The 18,715-nt window shown below is 46.4% G+C and carries 18 protein-coding genes; 4 read left to right on the top strand and 14 right to left on the bottom strand.

What is annotated here, in order from left to right; translation table 11 throughout:
• Positions 1 to 71: 71 nt before the first annotated feature.
• Positions 72 to 467 carry a hypothetical protein gene (locus G7Y45_RS12230; protein ID WP_165014606.1) on the bottom strand — a complete coding sequence of 132 codons (396 nt, stop codon included), beginning with the start codon at positions 465 to 467 and terminating at the stop codon, positions 72 to 74.
• Between the two features lie 138 nt (positions 468 to 605).
• Here G7Y45_RS12230 and G7Y45_RS12225 point away from each other — a divergent pair, with 138 nt between their 5' ends.
• From G7Y45_RS12225 to gcvP, 4 genes are all read left to right on the top strand, one after another.
• Entirely contained in the window at positions 606 to 1,460 is an 855-nt protein-coding gene (locus G7Y45_RS12225; protein ID WP_165014604.1) for an RsiV family protein, read from the top strand.
• Between the two features lie 94 nt (positions 1,461 to 1,554).
• A complete protein-coding gene (rsmG, locus tag G7Y45_RS12220; protein WP_032530915.1) occupies positions 1,555 to 2,175 on the top strand; it encodes a 16S rRNA (guanine(527)-N(7))-methyltransferase RsmG in 621 nt (206 codons plus the stop codon).
• A 19-nt stretch (positions 2,176 to 2,194) separates the two neighbouring features.
• Entirely contained in the window at positions 2,195 to 2,833 is a 639-nt protein-coding gene (locus tag G7Y45_RS12215) for an MBL fold metallo-hydrolase (protein ID WP_165014601.1), read from the top strand.
• A 42-nt stretch (positions 2,834 to 2,875) separates the two neighbouring features.
• Positions 2,876 to 5,725: an aminomethyl-transferring glycine dehydrogenase gene (gene gcvP / locus G7Y45_RS12210; RefSeq protein ID WP_165014598.1), complete on the top strand. Its 2,850-nt coding sequence runs from the start codon at positions 2,876 to 2,878 to the stop codon at positions 5,723 to 5,725.
• A gap of 115 nt (positions 5,726 to 5,840) precedes the next feature.
• Here the strand turns inward: gcvP and G7Y45_RS12205 are convergent, their stop codons facing one another.
• From G7Y45_RS12205 to G7Y45_RS12145, 13 genes are all read right to left on the bottom strand, one after another.
• Positions 5,841 to 6,410, bottom strand: coding sequence for a nitroreductase family protein (locus G7Y45_RS12205; protein ID WP_032530916.1), 570 nt, complete (start codon positions 6,408 to 6,410; stop codon positions 5,841 to 5,843).
• Positions 6,411 to 6,437: 27 nt separating this feature from the next.
• Positions 6,438 to 7,526: an HpaII family restriction endonuclease gene (locus G7Y45_RS12200; RefSeq protein ID WP_005805387.1), complete on the bottom strand. Its 1,089-nt coding sequence runs from the start codon at positions 7,524 to 7,526 to the stop codon at positions 6,438 to 6,440.
• Positions 7,527 to 7,585: 59 nt separating this feature from the next.
• Entirely contained in the window at positions 7,586 to 8,203 is a 618-nt protein-coding gene (locus tag G7Y45_RS12195; RefSeq protein ID WP_005805385.1) for a YigZ family protein, read from the bottom strand.
• A gap of 25 nt (positions 8,204 to 8,228) precedes the next feature.
• The gene (locus tag G7Y45_RS12190) at positions 8,229 to 8,630 is read right to left on the bottom strand and encodes an FKBP-type peptidyl-prolyl cis-trans isomerase (protein ID WP_005805382.1); all 402 of its coding nucleotides are present in this window, start codon (positions 8,628 to 8,630) and stop codon (positions 8,229 to 8,231) included.
• 138 nt (positions 8,631 to 8,768) lie between these two features.
• The gene (locus tag G7Y45_RS12185; protein ID WP_032536128.1) at positions 8,769 to 10,016 is read right to left on the bottom strand and encodes a DUF1015 domain-containing protein; all 1,248 of its coding nucleotides are present in this window, start codon (positions 10,014 to 10,016) and stop codon (positions 8,769 to 8,771) included.
• Positions 10,017 to 10,027: 11 nt separating this feature from the next.
• Positions 10,028 to 10,948 (bottom strand): NAD(P)-dependent oxidoreductase, encoded by a 921-nt coding sequence (locus G7Y45_RS12180; protein WP_005777001.1) that lies wholly within the window; start codon positions 10,946 to 10,948, stop codon positions 10,028 to 10,030.
• Positions 10,949 to 11,041: 93 nt separating this feature from the next.
• Positions 11,042 to 12,109, bottom strand: a complete 1,068-nt coding sequence (serC, locus tag G7Y45_RS12175; protein WP_005776999.1) for a 3-phosphoserine/phosphohydroxythreonine transaminase — start codon at positions 12,107 to 12,109, stop codon at positions 11,042 to 11,044.
• A 720-nt stretch (positions 12,110 to 12,829) separates the two neighbouring features.
• On the bottom strand, positions 12,830 to 14,149 hold the full coding sequence (locus G7Y45_RS12170; RefSeq protein ID WP_005805377.1) for a DEAD/DEAH box helicase: 1,320 nt from the start codon (positions 14,147 to 14,149) through the stop codon (positions 12,830 to 12,832).
• Positions 14,150 to 14,243: 94 nt separating this feature from the next.
• Complete coding sequence (nqrF, locus tag G7Y45_RS12165) at positions 14,244 to 15,515, bottom strand: NADH:ubiquinone reductase (Na(+)-transporting) subunit F (RefSeq protein WP_005776994.1); 1,272 nt, start codon at positions 15,513 to 15,515, stop codon at positions 14,244 to 14,246.
• Between the two features lie 22 nt (positions 15,516 to 15,537).
• Complete coding sequence (gene nqrE / locus G7Y45_RS12160) at positions 15,538 to 16,164, bottom strand: NADH:ubiquinone reductase (Na(+)-transporting) subunit E (RefSeq protein WP_005776993.1); 627 nt, start codon at positions 16,162 to 16,164, stop codon at positions 15,538 to 15,540.
• A gap of 28 nt (positions 16,165 to 16,192) precedes the next feature.
• Entirely contained in the window at positions 16,193 to 16,825 is a 633-nt protein-coding gene (locus G7Y45_RS12155; protein WP_005805372.1) for an NADH:ubiquinone reductase (Na(+)-transporting) subunit D, read from the bottom strand.
• Positions 16,826 to 16,841: 16 nt separating this feature from the next.
• Positions 16,842 to 17,519: a Na(+)-translocating NADH-quinone reductase subunit C gene (locus tag G7Y45_RS12150; protein WP_005805370.1), complete on the bottom strand. Its 678-nt coding sequence runs from the start codon at positions 17,517 to 17,519 to the stop codon at positions 16,842 to 16,844.
• Positions 17,520 to 17,533: 14 nt separating this feature from the next.
• Complete coding sequence (locus G7Y45_RS12145; protein ID WP_005776987.1) at positions 17,534 to 18,712, bottom strand: NADH:ubiquinone reductase (Na(+)-transporting) subunit B; 1,179 nt, start codon at positions 18,710 to 18,712, stop codon at positions 17,534 to 17,536.
• Between the last annotated feature and the right edge of the window lie 3 nt (positions 18,713 to 18,715).

Here is an 18,715-nt window from a genome sequence, read left to right as displayed (position 1 = left end):
GGTATTAACCCTTAAATAGTGAAAGCCTGTGCAATCTGTGATGCAATCCAAACAGTAAAATATTGAAGAAACTAAATAAGCAAAGTAGAATAAAGAGCTAAATAATGCCGGGAACTGGTTTTAGGTGGCGGTACTACATAAGGAGTTTCCAACACCCCGTCACTGAAAAGCGCACACAGCAGATCCGATACCTGGTTGCAAAGGAATACGCTGACAGGAGCAGGGACAGAAGATTCGAACGCCTGCTTCACCAGGTCAAGTTTATAGATAGTCGCCGTACATCCCTCACCCCGGCACGATTTATGGAATTCAAAATCGAACTTATCACAGAAGCCGCATTTGTCGGCACAACAGCAATTTGCCGTCTCACAACCACTGCAACAATATTGAACGACAGAGACTCCCGCCCCTACATATACTATAAGGAGGGAAAGAATAACAGCAAGTATATAGCGGAATCTCTTCATAACGGTTGCAAAGATAAGCAGATTTAACCAGCTCTCCTCATTCTTTTTTCTTTTTTTATGCTGCCGATTCACTAATATGAACTATATTTGTCGATAGTGAACGATTATATAAATGTTGAATTTAAAGAAGAACCCCTTATGAAAAAACAATATGTCAGTCTGCTTGCGATAATACTTGCTACAAGTGGCTTTTTATTTTCTTGTGGTGACAAGATGAACAAGAATACCGGTGCGCTGGAATTCGACAGCATACAAGTGAACGAAACGGCACATCTCTTCGGAGATACGGCAAAGCCGGCATGTAACCTGACCATCAATTTCACGTATCCGGTGAAGTCATCGGACAACAAATTGAAGGATAGCCTGAACAGCTACTTTATAGCTGCCTGCTTCGGAGAAGGATATATCGGTGAAAAACCGGCAAAGGTGGTAAAGGAATATACTGAACATTACGTAAAGGAATATCGCACAGACCTTGAACCCATGTATGCCGAAGACGAAAAGAACAAAGAAAGCGAAGGGTCCATCGGCGCATGGTATTCGTATTATAAAGGAATAGAGAGCCACGTGCAACTCTATTATAAGAACCTGTTGGTTTATCGCATCAACTACAATGAATATACCGGAGGCGCGCATGGCATTTACATGACAACCTTCCTTAATATGGATCTGATAAACCTGCGTCCACTGAAGCTGGATGACATTTTCACAGGTGATTATAAGGAAGCACTGACCGACCTGTTATGGAACCAGCTGATGGCAGACAAAAAAGTAACGACCCATGAAGCACTTGAAGATATGGGCTACGGTTCTACCGGAGATATCGCCCCGACAGAAAACTTCTACCTCGACAAAGAGGGCATTACCTTCTATTATAATGTATACGACATCACTCCGTATGCCATGGGACCGGTAGAAATTAAGATTCCATACGAGATGATGGAGCACATGCTGGGCAGCAACCCGATCATCGGAGAGATGAAAGCTCAATAGATTAACCCTTTTTATTAAAATACAGATATATTACAACCTTATGGATACAACAGAACAAACTTCCTCCCTCCCCTCTACCGGAGGGGAAACCGGAGTGGAGCTTCTTCTTAAATACTTTCCTGACTTGACGGAAGAGCAACGCAAACAATTCGCAGCTCTTTACGAACTTTACATTGACTGGAATTCTAAAATCAACGTAATCTCGCGCAAAGACATCGAAAACTTGTACGAACATCATGTGCTCCATTCACTGGGAATTGCCCGTGTCATTCGTTTCCATCCGGGTAGCAAAGTTATGGATCTTGGCACCGGAGGCGGATTCCCCGGTATCCCGCTGGCTATTCTTTTTCCGGATACAAAGTTTCACTTGGTGGACAGCATTGGAAAGAAAGTACGTGTAGCAACCGAAGTGGCCAATGCCATCGGTCTAAAGAACGTCACTTTCCGTCATGCCAGAGCCGAGGAGGAAAAACAAACATTCGACTTTGTCGTAAGCCGTGCCGTGATGCCCCTGGCCGATTTGATAAAGATAATCCGGAAGAACATTTCGTCCAAACAGCAGAATGCCCTCCCCAACGGGTTAATCTGCCTGAAAGGCGGCGAGTTGGAACATGAAGCAATGCCGTTCAAGCACAAGACAACCATGCATAGCCTGAGTGAGGATTTCGACGAAGAGTTTTTCCAGACCAAGAAAGTGGTATATGTAACGATTTAAACGATCAAACAACATAGTCATGAAAATAAAGAGATTTGAGTTCAATATGTTTCCCGTAAACTGCTATGTGTTATGGGATGAAACGAACGAGGCAGTCGTGATAGACCCAGGCTGCTTTTATGACGAAGAGAAACAAGCTTTAAAGAACTTCATCGTCACCAGCCATCTGAACGTAAAACATCTGCTGAACACTCACTTACATCTGGATCACATCTTCGGTAATCCATTCATGCTCCGTGAGTTCGGACTATCTGCCGAAGCAAACCAGGCGGACGAGTACTGGATAGACGAAGCTCCCAAGCAGAGCCGCATGTTTGGTTTTCAGCTGAACGAGGCACCTGTGCCATTGGGAAAATACCTGCATGACGGGGATATCATAACTTTTGGAAATACAACGCTGGAGGCAATCCATGTACCCGGACACTCTCCCGGAAGTCTTGTATATTATTGCCAGGCAGAAAACTGCATGTTTTCAGGAGATGTATTGTTTCAGGGAAGCATCGGCCGGGCAGACCTGACCGGAGGCAACTTTGATGAACTGAAAGAGCATATTTGTAGCCGACTGTTCGTGCTGCCCAACGAAACAATCGTTTATCCGGGGCACGGCGCACCGACTACCATTGGGATAGAGAAGGCGGAAAATCCGTTCTTCAGGTAAGAGAATATCAACAAACCTTATTATAAATAAATCATTAATAACATGAAAACCGATTTATTAGCCTGCCGTCACATCGGCGTCAACAAAGCGGATGCCGAAGTAATGCTCCGGAAAATTGGAGTTGGTTCGCTCGACGAACTGATTGATAAAACCATTCCAGCCAATATCCGGCTCAAAGCACCTCTGGCACTGCCTGCGCCGATGACCGAATATGAATTTGCCCGCCACATTGCCGAGTTGGCAAGCAAAAACAAGTTGTTCACGACCTATATCGGCATGGGGTGGTACAACACAATCACTCCGGCAGTCATCCAACGCAACGTCTTCGAAAACCCCGTCTGGTATACTTCCTATACTCCTTACCAGACAGAAGTTTCGCAAGGCAGACTGGAAGCTTTAATGAATTTCCAAACCGCCGTATGCGACTTGACTGCCATGCCATTGGCCAACTGCTCTCTGCTTGATGAAGCAACCGCCGCTGCCGAAGCTGTGACAATGATGTACGCTCTGCGTTCACGCAACCAGCAAAAATCCGGAGCCAATGTGGTATTTATCGACGAGAACATCTTCCCACAAAACCTGGCTGTCATCACTACCCGAGCCATCCCGCAAGGAATTGAAATCCGTACCGGAAAGTTCCGTGAACTTGAATTTACAGACGATCTCTTTGCTTGCGTCTTACAGTATCCCAATGCGAATGGTAATGCGGAAGACTACCGTGAGTTTACGGAAAAAGCACATGCAGCCAACTGCAAAGTGGCTGTGGCTGCCGACATCCTGAGCCTCGCCCTGCTTACACCTCCGGGAGAATGGGGGGCAGACATCGTATTCGGCACTACACAGCGTTTGGGTACTCCGATGTTCTACGGTGGTCCCTCGGCTGGCTATTTCGCTACCCGCGACGAATACAAACGTAACATGCCGGGACGTATCATCGGATGGTCAAAAGACAAGTATGGCAAACTCTGTTACCGCATGGCACTCCAGACGCGCGAACAGCATATCAAACGAGAAAAGGCGACCTCAAATATTTGTACCGCACAGGCATTACTGGCTACGATGGCCGGATTCTATACCGTCTATCATGGACAGGAAGGTATCCGTAACATTGCTTCACGCATCCATAGCATCGCTGCTTTCCTTGAAAAAAATATCGGGAAACTGGGATATAAGCAGGTAAACAAACAATACTTTGATACCCTCCGTTTTATCTTGCCCGATAGCATCTCAGCACAGCAAATCCGCACCATCGCTTTAAGTAAAGAGGTGAATCTGCGCTACTTTGATAATGGCGATGTAGGCTTGAGCATTGACGAAACGACCGATATAGCAGCCGTTAACGTCCTATTGTCTATCTTTGCTATTGCTGCCGGAAAAGACTTCCAGAAAGTGGATGACGTACCCGAAACAAGTACCATCTGCAAAGAACTGAAACGCCAGAGCCCCTATCTGACACACGAAGTATTCTCTAAATATCACACGGAAACGGAAATGATGCGCTACATCAAGCGCCTTGACCGCAAAGATATTTCACTGGCACAGTCAATGATTTCACTTGGCTCCTGCACCATGAAGTTGAATGCAGCTGCCGAAATGCTACCGTTGAGTTGTGCCGAGTTCATGTGCATGCATCCGCTTGTTCCGGAAGACCAGGCTGCCGGTTACCGCGAACTGATCCACAACCTGAGCGAAGAGTTGAAGATTATCACCGGGTTTGCCGGAGTGAGCCTGCAACCCAATTCCGGTGCTGCCGGTGAATACGCCGGACTACGCACCATCCGCGCTTATCTTGAAAGCATCGGACAAGGACACCGGAACAAAGTATTAATCCCTGCATCTGCCCACGGGACCAATCCGGCATCTGCCATACAAGCAGGCTTCACTACCGTGACTTGTGCTTGCGATGAACACGGAAACGTAGACATGGACGATCTCCGCGCCAAAGCTGAAGAAAACAAGGAGGATCTGGCTGCGTTAATGATCACCTATCCCTCCACACATGGTATCTTCGAAACGGAAATTGTGGAAATCTGCCAGATCATTCACGATTGCGGAGCACAGGTATATATGGATGGCGCCAACATGAATGCTCAGGTAGGATTAACGAATCCGGGATTTATCGGTGCAGATGTTTGCCACCTGAATCTGCACAAAACATTTGCTTCTCCTCACGGTGGCGGCGGTCCCGGTGTAGGCCCGATCTGTGTAGCCGAACATCTGGTACCATTCCTTCCGGGACACGGACTGTTCGGAAACTCACAGAACGAGGTTTCTGCCGCTCCATTTGGCAGTGCAGGCATTCTGCCCATCACTTACGGCTATATCCGCATGATGGGAACCGAAGGACTGACAATGGCAACCAAAATAGCAATCCTGAATGCCAACTATCTGGCAGCCTGTCTGAAAGATACATATGGCATCGTATACCGGGGAGCCAATGGCTTTGTGGGACACGAAATGATCCTGGAATGTCGGAAAGTATATGAAGAGACAGGTATCAGTGAAAATGATATTGCCAAACGTCTGATGGATTATGGCTATCATGCTCCTACCCTCTCCTTCCCGGTTCACGGCACACTGATGATTGAACCGACTGAAAGTGAGAGCCTCGCCGAATTGGATAACTTCATCCATACGATGTTGACCATCTGGAATGAAATTCAGGAAGTGAAGAACGGTGAAGCCGATAAGGGGGACAATGTGCTTATAAATGCTCCACACCCCGAGTATGAAGTAGTAAGCGACCGGTGGGAACACTGCTATACGCGTGAAAAAGCTGCATACCCGATAGAAAGTGTACGTGAAAATAAGTTTTGGGTGAATGTAGCCCGTGTCGATAATACATTGGGCGACCGCAAACTATTGCCGACATGCTACGGCTGTTTCGACTGAAATTAATTTGATTCACCACAGAGTTCACAGAGTATCACAGAGTTTATCTCTTGTAATTTCTACTCCGTGATACCCTGTGTTACTCTGTGGTGAATTTAAACTTGAATCCGATACTCTATTCCACAATGGTTATTGTACCTTCTTTCACCGTTTTTTCCTTCAACGATACACCTTCTGCCTGATATCCCAAAGCTACGCAACCGTAAACTTTATGGTTCTCGGGTACTCCAAGAGAGGTCAGATACGCCCGGACTTCCGGATCATCGCAAGTCGTCCCGAGTTGATTGATCCAGCAAGAACCGATGCCCAAAGAACGGGCTGCCAAAAACATATTCTCAATGGCACAGGCACAGTCCATCCCGGCCCACCACTGGGTAGGGTCATTAGAAACAATGACCAAACTCGGAGCATGATAATAACAACAATAAGTCTCACTATGTCCACGTTCCTGAAGGCGCTTATCGTCACTTTTAGCAAATGCTCCCTTGATACGATTGTTCAGTTCTTCAAGTTTCGCCGCATTACGGACTGCCGTAAAATGCCACGTTTCATAATGCATGCCGCTCGGTGCATAGGTAGCTGCCTCCAGTATGGCATTCAAGTCTTCCGACGGTACCTGCTTTTTATCATAGACACGCACACTACGGCGTGCCTTAATCGTTTCTAAAACTTCATTGGTTTTCATCATGAATATCTATTATTATTGTATTCCTTATCTTTTAATTAAACCAATCTTGGCATTCAGTTTGAAATAGTATACACCGTTCTCCCTTTCAAGGAATCCATACTTGTCTTTATCAACCGATCCTTTTTCAAGACGTGAATTCAGATAAAGGAAGTCTTCAAACGTTTTCTTTTCCGACTTATGATAGCACAACACCTCGCCACTGCCATCAACCAGTAATATACCTTCAACAGCCGAGTCCGTCCCGTTGTATATCTTTGCCGGGCGCATACCCAAAGCGAGCGCCAATAAGAATTGCTTCATTTTAAATTCATAAAAACCATGCTTACTGATCAACTCTTCTTTTATCTTGAGAGGATTTACTGTCTTCATCAGTTCGGTCAGTTCACTGATACGTGTGATGCCGTCCAGATGCATCGTACGCACCATCTCTGCCAACACACGGGGAAAATGCAAGTCAATCATCAGCAAGTTACAGCGAAACACACGGTCTGCCACATCCGAGTATTTCAACACGCCTCCCAGACGTTCGATCATCATCATACGCTCGGCAACCTCCGTAGGCGATTCGGGAAGGGCATTAATTTTATTTACGGTAGGTGCAGCAAACTTTACACCGGATTGCTCCAATTTCAGGTTTGCAGCACGTCCCCCATCCAGCAACGGATTCATCGCACTCAGACGCGAACGGACATTGAAACCGGCTAACGGAGCTTCGGGATGCCAAAAGGCGATTGAGAAATCGGTACGATCTTCCGTCCGTGCTTCAAGATCAAAGATTCCGGCTTCGTCCAAAAACTCCTCCACCCCATCGGGAGAAGTGACTTCATCGGTAGACGAACCTTTTATCGCATTCAGAATCAGGTCAGCCACCGTTGCAAAATCTTCGCGGGGCAAGCTTTTTCCGACTTTCTCACCTTCCATCCGGATATCTTCTCCTTCGATATAATAACACCGGGTGCCATCATGCTCCTCACGCTGAATCATCGCAATGGGCCAGCACTTTTCATCTTCTTTCTTTGCTTGTGGAGTTCCGAGAGAAACTTTTCCGTCCGCCAGCAGACGAAAAAAAACATATAGCTCACTCCACTCTCTTTTTGTTGCTTCAAATGCCATTCTATCTATCTTTTTATTATGTGTGGGAAGAAAACCTCCCCCCTGTCTTATTCTTTCTCTTATTCATTTCCTTCTTCTTCATCTAAAATACGTGCAGTCTCCACTTTTTCCAACCGAGACCTTAAGCGAGGCATCACCGACTGTCGGATGCGAAGTGTCATGCTGCAATCCATATCATACGACTGGGAGAGAATTTCCGGTTCCTCCTCTTTCACAATCCGCATCACATCGTTCATAAACGGATATTCAAAAAGCACGGTTACTTCTTCATCCACCGTTTTCTCTACAACAGTGGCAGCGGCAATAGCCTCCGCGGCGGCGGCTTTATAAGCCACAATCAATCCACTGGTTCCCAACTTGATTCCCCCGAAATAACGAACCACGATAATCAGAATATCCGTCAGTTCGTTGGAATTAATTTGTCCCAGAATCGGTTTGCCGGCCGTACCGGAAGGTTCTCCGTTGTCGTTTGCACGAAAGTTTTTACGTTCGTGCCCCAACATATAAGCATAACAGACGTGACGGGCATCGTAATATTTCTTCTGATACGTCTCCAGGTGATTCTTAATCTCTTCCAATGTACGCACCGGAAGAGCGATGGCAATGAACTTACTACGCTTCTCGGTATAGGTACCTTCTGAAACTTCAGTAATGGTTTTGTATGTATCTTCTGACATGATATCCGGAATCATTTTTAGTGGTTCAGGCTATACCTAACAACTGTACTTCAAAAACCAGGGTCGAAAAAGCCGGAATAGGACCACTGGTACGTGTCCCATACCCCATGGTATACGGGATGTAAATTATCCAACGATCTCCCACCCGCATTTTCTGCAAAGCGATCTGCCATCCCTCGATGACCTCACTCAAACGGAAAGCTTCGGGACAGTTCCGTTTCCAGGAATTATCAAATTCCCGTCCATTGATCAGTGTCCCCCTGTAATGGACAGACACCACACTGCCGGGCCGGGGAGTAGCGGTACCACTACCTTCCTCCAAAACCTTATATAATATGCCACAAGGCAATTCGTATACATCCGCTTCGGCACGTAATGCCTGCATGAATTGCTCGTTCTGCAACTTGTATTCTTCTTTTCGTCCCATAGATCTATTCAGATAATAATTACTTCGGTCACAAAGATACGGAAAAACGTACATATTTGGATAGCCCGGAATGCAAAACGAGGATGTTCCTCTGTTTTAGAGTAACATCCTCGTTCTTTTTCTACATCAATACGCTCTTTATTCCAACTCGTGTATCACCAGTCCGGAACGCAGTTTCGGCTCGAACCAAGTGGTTTTCGGAGGCATAATGTTTCCCGTATCGGCAATATCCATCAGTTGCTTCATTGAAACGGGATAAAGGGCCAGTGCCACTTTCATCTCTCCGCTATCCACCCGTCTGCCCAGCTCACCCAAGCCACGGATACCTCCCACAAAATCGATCCGTTTGTCCGAACGCAAATCTTTGATACCCAGAATTTCATCCAGAATCAGATTGGAAGAGATCGTCACGTCCAATACCCCAATGGGATCATTGTCGTCATAAGTTCCCGGTTTGGCTGTCAGGCTATACCATTTACCTTCCAGATAAAGGGCAAAATTATGCAATGCAGCGGGTTTATAAATCTCTTTCCCCTTCTCCTCTACCACAAAATTCTTTTCAAGAGCAGTCAGGAATTCGGCAGGTGTCAGACCATTGAGATCTTTCACCACCCGGTTGTAATCAATAATAGTCAACTGGTTCGCCGGAAAACATACAGCCATGAAGTAATTATATTCTTCGTCTCCGCGATGACCGGGATTCTGTTTCGCCTTCTCGGCTCCAACCAGAGCGGCAGCGGCCGAACGATGGTGTCCGTCGGCAATATAAAGTGCCGGCATAGCAGCAAACTCTTTTGTGATCACAGCAATGTCATCGTTATCATCAATCACCCAGAAAGTATGCCCGAATCCGTCACCGGGAGCAATAAAGTCGTATACCGGTTTTTGAGCCGTATACTTCCGGATGATAGTGTCGAGCACTGCATTATCGGGATAAGCAAAGAATACCGGTTCGATATTGGCATTGTTCACACGAACATGCTTCATACGGTCTTCTTCCTTATCACGCCGGGTCAGTTCATGCTTTTTGATAACGCCGTTCATGTAATCGGGCACATAAGCGCCTACCACCAGTCCGTACTGCGTCTTGCCGTTCATGGTCTGGGCATAGATGTAATAATTCTCTTTATCATCCTGCACCAACCACCCTTTATCGCGAAACAGACGGAAGTTTTCTGCCGCCTTGGTATAGACTTTCTCGTCGTGTTCGTCTGTTCCGACCGGAAAATCTATTTCAGGTTTAATGATATGATACAGTGATTTCTCGTTTCCGGCAGCTTCTGCACGAGCCTCTTCTGAGTTCAACACATCATACGGACGTGATGCGACCTGTTCTACCAAGTCCTGTGGAGGGCGGATGCCTTTAAATGGTTTTATTGTTGCCATAAAACTGGGGATTATTTGTTCACTCTAAATTTTTCGCAACCCTCTTTCAGGAAGCCTACAATCTGTTTCGCCGCAGCAATACCTGCATTGATATTTGCCTCGGCAGTCTGAGCACCCATCTTCTTCGGTGTTGAGAAATAACGTCCGGCAAAGAGTTCGGTAAACTTCGCATTGGCAGCAGGCATAATATCGGTGATGTATTTAAAGTCCGGACGTTCTTCCATCAGCTGAATCAGTTCATCCTCATTGATCACCTCTTTACGGGCCGTATTGACCAAAATAGCTCCTTTCGGCATATTCTTCAGTAAATCACGGTTAATGGAATTCTTTGTTTCGGCTGTAGCCGGAATATGCAGTGAGACGATATTACAAATTTTGTAAAGTTCTTCGGCCGAGTCGACGGCTTTCACTCCATCTTTTTCAATCACATCTTTCGGGCAGAAAGCATCGTAAGCGTAAAGCTCCATGCCGAATCCTTTGGCAATACGTGCCACATTGCGTCCCACATTGCCATAAGCGTGGATACCCAGTTTCTTTCCCATCAGTTCCGTACCCGACGTTCCATTATAGAAATTGCGGACGGCATAAACGAGCAGCCCGAACACCAATTCGGCCACGGCATTCGAATTCTGCCCCGGAGTGTTCATTACGCACACACCGTGTGCGGTAGCGGCGTTTAAGTCCACATTGTCATATCCGGCACCTGCACGGACTACTATTTTCAATTCCTTCGCAGCCTCAAGCACTTCCGCATCGATGATATCGCTGCGAATGATAATGGCATTCGCATCTTTCACCGCATCAAGTAATTGAGCCTTATCTGTATATTTCTCAAGCAGAGCCAATTCGAATCCGGCTCCTTCTATTTCTTTCTTTATACCATCTACGGCAATTTTGGCAAATGGTTTTTCGGTTGCAACAAGTACTTTCATTTCCTTTGTTATGTTTTGGGGATAATTCACCACAGAGGGACACAGATTTGTCTTTCTTCTTCAATTATGGCACTCTGTGGTGAAATCACATTATTAATGAAGTTTCTCAAATTCCTGCATGCAGTCAATCAGCGCCTGTACACTTTCCTTCGGCATCGCATTATAACAAGATGCACGGAAACCACCTACAGAACGGTGTCCTTTAATGCCGGACATACCTTTGTCCGTAGCGAATTTCAGGAAATCGGCTTCAAGATCTTTGTATTCCGGTGCCATTACGAAACAGATATTCATGCGTGAGCGGTCCTCTTTAGCAGCCGTTCCCACAAACATCTTGTTGCGGTCTATCTCGGCATACAGCATATCTGCCTTTTCGGTAGCCCGGCGATCCATCTCTTTCACGCCACCCTGAGCTTTGATCCAGCGCAAAGTCTGCATCGCAGAATATATAGGCAATACGGGAGGTGTATTAAACATAGATCCGCCGTCAATATGGGTTTTGTAATTCAACATACTCGGGATGTAACGTGACACTTTGCCCACTGCATCGTCCTTTACGATAACAAAAGTGACACCGGACGGAGCCAGATTCTTCTGTGCACCACCATAGATACAGATGTACTTCGAAACATCTACCGGACGAGAGAAAATATCAGATGACATATCGGCAACCATCGGAATCGGTGAATCGAGATCTCCCTTCAACTCTGTACCATAAATCGTGTTGTTGGTTGTCACATGGAAATAGTCTGCATCAGCAGGTATGGTAAAGTCTTTAGGGATAAACGTATAGTTTGCGTCAGCCGAAGAAGCTACCTCAACCACTTCGCCAAACCCTTTCGCTTCTTTCATCGCTTTCTTCGCCCAAACACCGGTGTTCAGGTAAGCAGCTTTCTTTTCAAGGAAGTTGTAAGGTACCATACAGAACTGCATACTGGCACCACCGCCCAAAAAAAGTACCGAATACCCTTCGGGGATATTAAGTATTTCCTTAAACAAAGCTACGGCTTCGTCCATGACTGCCTGAAAATCTTTGCCTCGGTGGCTGACTTCCAAAACAGAAAGACCTGAACCGTTGAAATCGAGAATAGCTTTCGCTGTTTCTTCTATTACTTCGCGAGGGAGAATGGAAGGGCCTGCACTGAAATTATGCTTTTTCATTTGATGAGTGTTTTTGGTTATACAATTTCGTTATTTTATGTCTACTGACATGGCGAATTTACGAATTTATTTCCTCTCAACAAACGTTTCTCTATAAAATTACAATCTCAGAGGGCATTTATCTTACTTTTTAATGGTTTATGCAGGAATTATACACCATTTTGTTATCCATACATGCCAAGATGGTAGAAAAAAGTTCAAACTGATATTATTACAAGGCTATCTATTTTGAAATGAAAGAGAGAGTGACTAAAAAGTGAATATTTATAAGAAGAAGAGGCAAAGACCGTAAAGAACCGGGGGCGGACAACCGGAGCGCCGGGGTACAATGTTCGGAGCGCCGGGGTACAGTGCCCGGAGCGCCGGGATGTAGGGAAGGAAGAGCCAGGCTCCGGAAAGCTGTTTCACCACAGATTTCACAGATTAACACAGATTGATGATTTATCCTATCAGCAATAAAACTAAAAGTAATCGGTGTAATATGCGGTGAATGTTTCTTGCAATCTCACCACTGAATTCACGGATTAACACAGATTGATGATTTACCTTATCAGCAATAAAACTAAAAGTAATCGATGTAATCTGCGGTGAATGTTTCTTGCGATCTCACCACTAAATTCACAGATTGACACAGATTGATGATTTACCTTATCAGCAATAAAACTAAAAGTAATCGGTGAAATCGGTGGTGCCGTGCCCCCTCTATCAAATAAATCCGTTTTAATCCGCCTCTTCAATCACCGTCTTCATCCCTTTGATCTTCTCACCGCGTATAAGCGTCAGCAATTGCTTGACCTTAGACCGCCGCACGGCTACAAAAGCATAATGGTCCTTCACATCGATTGCTCCAACATCTTCACGCGCCAGATTTCCTTTCTTATAGAGGAATCCGGCAATATCGATCTTACTCAATTTGTCCTTCTTCCCTTTACCTATATAAATAGTTATCCACTGAGGTTTAGACGGACGGGGCGCGTTCTCCGGTAAGTCAAAGATATCGAGTTCCGAAGGTATATAATCCGGCACGCGTTCCTCCGGATTCAATATCAGATAAGAAGTACCCGTCGCATCCCAGCGGGCAGTACGTCCGTTACGATGAGTAAAAGCTTCTTCATTCACCGGGATATGATAATGAATGATATGCTCCACCTCCGGGATATCAAGTCCGCGGGCAGCCAGGTCTGTAGACACCAGCACCGGACAACTGCCATTACGGAACTTATACAGTGCCCGTTCCCGATCCGGTTGCTCCATACCTCCATGAAAGCGTTCATTGGAAACTCCTTTTTCCGTTAGTAAGGCACTCACACGGTCCACCGCATCCCTGTGGTTACAGAAAACAATACTCGAACTGCTTCCCAACGTACAAAGCAACTTATAGAGGGTTTCTATCTTATCTTTAGCAGGCGAAACCACCTTCATCAACCGCAAACGTGATTCCTCCACATCGTTTGTCAGGAAATCAAGCTTTATCGTACGGTTCAGTCCTGTAAATTGCGGAATCTCTTCCGCATCTGTTGCCGAAGTCAGAAAACGTCGTTTCAAGTCGGGCAACTGTCCGATAACCGTTGCCATCTCTTCCTGAAAACCAAACTCCAGGCATTTATCAAATTCATCGATCACCAACAGGCTCACTGTGCTTGCATCGAAGTTCTGCTTGGAGAGATGGTCGTTCATACGGCCGGGCGTACCGATGATAACCGCCGGCTGCATTCCTTTCATCGTCCGATGCTCTTCCATTGCCGGACGTCCGCCATAACAACTCATTGCCTTGAACTCTGTTCCCATCGCCTTGAACACCTGCTCTATCTGCAACGCCAACTCGCGCGAAGGCACCAGCACCACAGCTTGTACTCCTTTCACATCAGCCCTCAGACTACCGACCAACGGTAACAAGAAAGCAAGGGTCTTGCCCGAACCTGTGGGCGAAAGCAATATCAGGTCTTCGCCACCTTTATTAAATGCCTCAATAGATGCTTCCTGCATCGGATTGAGCTGTTCTATTTTCAACCTATCGAGTATCTCCTTCAATCCATTCATTGTTTCTTCCACATTTTTTAACGATGACACAAAGATAAAAAAAAACTGCTTCCGGACAGCCGAAAGCAGTTTCTTTATTATAATTCCCGAAGGATTATCCACCGAAGTTATCAAACATCAGGTTCTTAGCCGGAACACCAAGATCGTCGAGCATCTTCTCAACAGCCTTGCTCATCGGGCCAGGACCACACATGTAATATTCAATGTCTTCCGGAGCTTCATGGTTCTTCAGGTAAGTTTCGTAAATCACGTTATGTACGAAACCTGCTGTATACTTCACGCCGGCTGCGTCTGCTGCAGGGTCCGGACGGTCGAGTGCCAAGTGGAACTTGAAGTTCGGGAAATCTTTTTCAATCTGCAGGAAGTCTTCCAGATAGAACACCTCGTTCAGTGCACGGGCACCGTAGAAGTAGTTCATCGTACGGTCGGTGATATGCAGTGTCTTCGTCAGGTGCATAATCTGAGCACGCAACGGAGCCATACCTGCACCACCACCAATCCACATCATTTCGTTCTTCGAGTCGAGGATCGGGTGGAAGTCACCGTAAGGGCCGCTCATGGTCACCTTGTCACCCGGCTTCAGCGTGAAGATGTAAGAAGAAGCGATACCCGGCATCACATCCATAAAGCCCGGTCCCTGGTCTTTCGGTTTGAAAGGAGGAGTAGCGATACGTACAGTCAGCATGATGCGGTCACCTTCAGCCGGATAGTTGGCCATAGAGTAAGCACGGATAGTCGGCTCGTCATTGCGGCACTTCAAGCCCAGCAGACCGAATTTCTCCCATGCCGGAAGATATTCGTCACCGATCAGGCTCTTATCGATATCCTTATCATAATCCATCGAGAAGGTAGGAATCTTGATCTGAGCATACGAACCCGGCACGAAGTCCATGTGTTCGCCCGGAGGCAGAGCCACGATAAACTCTTTGATAAACGTAGCCACGTTCTTGTTCGAGATCACCTCGCACTCCCACTCTTTCACACCCAGGATAGACTCGTCGATCTTGATAGACATATCCTGTTTCACCTTTACCTGGCAACCGAGGCGCCAGTGATCGGCCTGTTCTTTACGAGAGAAGAAACCGGTTTCGGTAGGCAAAATCTCGCCACCGCCTTCGAGCACCTGGCAACGGCACTGTCCGCACGAACCCTTACCACCACAAGCCGATGAAAGGAACACATTGTTGGCAGACAACGTACCCAGCAGTGTACCACCCTGAGATGTTTTCAGTTGTTGCTCTCCATTCATCGTAATCGTAACCTCGCCCGAAGGAGAAAGATAGCTCTTCGCAACGAGCAGTATAATGACAAGCAGGATGATCACCACAAGGAAGACTCCGATACTTGCTAATATTAAAGACGTCATTGTTTTATTCTTTTTACTTTAGTTATAACTTCAATCCAGAGAAACACATAAAGGCCATAGCCATCAGTCCTACCGTGATAAACGTAATGCCCAGACCTTTCAGCGGAGCGGGAACATCAGAGTAGGCCATCTTTTCGCGGATAGCAGCCAGACCGACGATAGCCAGTAACCAACCGATACCGGAACCGAGCGCGTATACCACAGCACTACCTACACCGGTGATGGCCTGCGGGTTCGATGGATCCATCGTGATTCTCTGCTGCATGAACAGTGAGGCACCCATGATGGCACAGTTAACGGCGATCAGCGGCAGGAAGATACCCAGTGAAGCGTAGAGCGAAGGGCTGAATCGTTCCACTACCATTTCTACCAACTGCACGATACCGGCAATAACGGCAATAAAGAGAATAAAACTCAGGAAGCTGAGGTCAACACCTTCAATGATAGCATTGGCAGCCAGCACCTTTGTCTGAAGCAAGTAGTTGACCGGCAACGTAACGATCAAAACAAAAGTTACGGCGATACCCAGTCCTACAGCAGTTTTCACATTCTTCGACACAGCCAGATATGAACACATACCCAGGAAGAAGGCGAATATCATGTTGTCCACAAAGATGGAGCGGACGAATAAACTTAATAATTGTTCCATAATTTTTCTTTTACTTTCTTAGGTTGTATTACTTTTCCTGGAGTTCTTTGCAACGGCTGCGCTGATACCAGATGATACAAGCACAGATGATCAGTGCCATCGGCGGCATCAACATCAAACCATTGTTGATATAGCCCATCTTGTAGAATGCCTCAGGGATAATACGGAAGTTGAGCAACGTGCCCGATCCGAGCAATTCGCGGAAGAAAGCCACGATAATCAGAATCTTGGCATATCCCAGACCATTACCCACACCGTCGAGGAATGACTCCCACGGGCCGTTTGCCATGGCAAATGCTTCCAGACGTCCCATCAGGATACAGTTTGTAATGATCAGACCTACATATACCGAAAGCTGTACGCTTACGTCGTATGCAAATGCCTTCAGCACCTCACTTACTATAGTTACCAACGCAGCTACTACCACCAACTGTACGATGATACGGATACGGTTAGGAATCGTCTTACGCAGCAAAGAGATAACGACGTTTGCAAAGGCCGTAATCACAGTTACCGAAAGACCCATCACGATAGCCGGTTCCAGTTTGGCCGTTACAGCCAGCGCCGAACAGATACCGAGCACCTGCACGGTTACCGGGTTATTCAATCCCAGCGGAGTAGCGAATACTTCTTTATTCTTTTTAGAAAATAATTGGCTCATATTCTATCGTTCCTCCTTAATTATTAGTTAAAAATTTATCGTACTGGCTCAGACAAGCTTTGATCATGGCGTCCACACCTTTCGAAGTGATTGTACCACCCGAAATACCGTCCACCTGATAAGCAGGGTCTGTCACCTTTCCGTTTTTCTCTACAGCCAGTGCAACCTGTCCGTCTTTCAACACCTTCTTGCCCGAGAATTCACCCTGGAAAGCGGTTGTCGCAATTTCGGCACCCAATCCCGGAGTTTCGCTGGCATGCGAGAAATAAACACCATAAACAGTGTCCTTATCAGCATTTAAAGCCACATATCCCCAGATAGCACCCCAAAGGCCGGCGCCATAAACCGGTACCACATACTTGGTCTCTCCGTCTACCTCACATACGAAAACGTGCAAACGATTGTTCTCCTTTGCTTCTTTTTCGTAGCTGATAGAGAAACCATCCGTATTTTCTGTCAGAGTGCCATCTACGTTCATCAGCATGTCACCCTTTACATATTTATTATATTCAGCATCGGCGTCTTTCACATCTCTGATGTTCAAAGCAGCCAGAATTTGCTTCTTCGTATCCAGCTCCTGATTCTTGTTCTGAATCGCTTTCAGTGAAGAGCTGACGAATGCGAGCAGGAATGCCACGATAACAACCATTACCGAAGCATAAATGATAGTATAAGAATTACTATTTGTATTCATCTTTCTTGTTCGGTTTAATTGTTAGACTTAATAGCGCGTTTTTCACGCAGTTTGATGTTGCTCTGAACCACACAGTAGTCAATCAGCGGAGCGAAGATGTTCATCAGCAGGATAGCGAGCATCATACCTTCGGGATAACCGGGGTTCAGCACACGAATGATGATGGCCATCGCACCGATCAGGAATCCGAAGATATATTTACCGGTCTCCGTACGTGCAGAAGTCACAGGGTCGGTAGCCATAAATACGGCACCGAAGCAGAAACCACCCAGCACGAGGTGTTCGTACCAAGGCATGTGAGCCATGGCAGTGTCCGGACCTACAGCATTGAAAATCCAGCCCATGAAAGCACCACCTACGAATACGGAAAGCATCGTTTTCCAGCTTGCGATACCTGTCCACAACAGGATAGCAGCACCAATCAGAATAGCAATCACACTGGTTTCACCGATAGAACCCGGAATCAGGCCGGTCACCATGTCCCAGGAGAAAGCCGGGAACCCGTTCGGATCGGTAGCAGTAGATGCTACCCCCAACGAAGTGGCCGCTGTCAGTCCATCTACCGTATTACCCAGTCCGAAGATACTGTCTTGCGCCACCCAAACGGCGTCACCCGACATCTTGGTAGGATATGCGAAGAATAGGAAAGCACGGGTAACGAGCGCAACATTGAACACGTTCATACCTGTACCGCCGAATACTTCTTTAGCGAAGATAACAGCAAATGCAGTAGCTACCGCCAGAATCCACAACGGACAGTCCACCGGTACGATCATCGGAATCAGGATACCCGAAACGAGGAAACCTTCCTGAATTTCTTCTTTCTTCCACTGTGCTACGACAAACTCGATGCCCAGACCCACTACATAAGATACGATAATCTTAGGCAGTATGGCCAGGAAACCGTAAATGAACATTTCGATGAAACCACCCTGAGCTCCGGTGTGAGTGAAATGCTGGTAACCTACGTTGTACATACCGAACAGTAAAGCCGGTATCAACGAAATAACCACAATCGACATGATACGTTTGCTATCAATCGAGTCGTGGATGTGCGCTCCCGATTTCGAAGTGGTGTTTGGCACGAACAAGAATGTTTCGAAACCGTCGAACACCGAACGAAACGCGTGGAGTTTGCCGCCCTCTTCAAAGTTCGGCTTTATCTTATCGAGATAATTTCTTAACGCTTTCATTAA

Origin of the sequence: Bacteroides sp. ZJ-18 (genome assembly GCF_011038705.2) — a bacterium.
Classification (GTDB): Bacteria; Bacteroidota; Bacteroidia; order Bacteroidales; family Bacteroidaceae; genus Bacteroides; species Bacteroides hominis.
The sequence above is the reverse complement of the archived record's forward strand: the minus strand, read 5'-3'. Positions and strand labels throughout refer to the sequence as shown.